Origin of the sequence: Endozoicomonas sp. SESOKO2, from assembly GCF_024606245.1 — a bacterium.
Lineage (GTDB): Bacteria > Pseudomonadota > Gammaproteobacteria > Pseudomonadales > Endozoicomonadaceae > Endozoicomonas_A.
The window spans coordinates 1-1,494 of record NZ_JAHHPQ010000418.1 but is presented as its reverse complement, the minus strand read 5'-3'; the positions used below and the strand labels follow the sequence as shown (position 1 = coordinate 1,494).

Below are 1,494 nucleotides of genomic sequence, written 5' to 3'. Positions count from 1 at the left end.
GTCTTTGAATCAACTAAAGCGTGGGAGTCTCCACTTGGTGTTGCAAATGAAGCTTTACAGACTTTATCCTTCTTAAAATACTTTCCGAAGGTTTTAAAACCGTTATTCACAAAACGGCAAAAATATTCCGGCACCTTGCTGATTTCTTTGCCTGAACTTGCAACGCTATAACCGGCAATAATAGCCTTATCAGGCAGATCATTCTCAAAGGCTTCCCAGCGAATATTACCTTCAACCATAGGAGTCAGGTAATCAGAAGCGATGCTGCCATCATCATTCGTAGCGACGTAGCCACTTTTTCCTGAAGTACCAATGTATCTGCAGTATTTATTGGGTCCCTCCCCGGCCAGTGAGCCCAGAATAAATTCTTTATACGGTTTTGCGGGGGAGCAAAAGTATTCCTGAACTTCAGTTTTAATTGCTCCTTTATTCTCTTGTGATGGCACTTTCTGCCATATCACGGAAGATTGTCTGCTTTTATGGGCCTTCTGCCGAACAGGAACAAAGTGAGATATATCGCCCGCCGGGTTTGCTTCGGCTGTCAGGCCTGCGCATCCATACCCACCGCTATGAGACCCATCGTTGTACCATTCGGTTCCGGGGCCGGCGTCGTTTTTACACAAGCTTTCATGACGCTGACTTCCAGACAGCATCACTGCTGATGCAAAGGTTACCGGTTGCCCGGGCCATTCCTGAAATCGGTAGGAGACTTTGTCATAAGTAACATTGATCTGATAATACTTTTTGTCAGTGACCAAAATGTCTCTGGGTAGCAAAGTTTCATCCCCCAAAGATTCCAGGAAATAATCTTGTTTTCGACTCGACAAAAGGCATCCGCTGACGTTATCGGGTGTATTGGCCAGCATACCAACCAGGGTACTGGTCTTGCCATTCAACATAAACTTGACTCGACAGAACCCGGTCAGTTGCTGATCATTGCAGCGGAACTTTTTGGTGAAAGGTGCCGGCAATGGAGAAATACAAAATTGGGTTGCAGATCCATAGGGATAAGCCGGATCATAGGCTGTGTTCAATGGAAATAGTGCTGGTTGGAGGTCGACATTATCAACAAGGTGCAGGGAATCGGTATCAAGGAAAGTCGCCCTTGCCCACAGATACTTCAGCTTTTTCTCTGGATCAACATAGTTATCCTCGCTGATACTAAATGGAACTAGATTGTATTGATCGATAATTGTTTTCTGATACTCCCGGGGAGCCGACGTGGCTTGCAACAGTTCGCTTAAATTACCGCTGACATTACTCTGACGTAATGGGAAATGATCGGGATTTTTTGTCTCTGCTTTCGCGTAGCCTAAAACTTGTGTCGAGGAACCAAGCCCGATTATGTAACCTGCTGCAAAAAATAACACACCCGAAGCCGAAACCACCAGCGCCTCATAAAGCTTTTTATTTCTTGATTGTTCTGAATACGCGTACGTACGCAATCCGATGCCTTGCTCAACCGCAAAAACTATACCATCGTAAGTGATGAGA

1 protein-coding gene is annotated in these 1,494 nt (G+C 45.3%); it reads right to left on the bottom strand.

Going from position 1 to position 1,494, the window contains the following annotated elements:
- Positions 1-1,445 (bottom strand): hypothetical protein (locus tag KDK17_RS09145; protein ID WP_257287904.1); only part of this gene is annotated, 1,445 nt, incomplete at its 3' end.
- Positions 1,446-1,494: the final 49 nt, after the last annotated feature.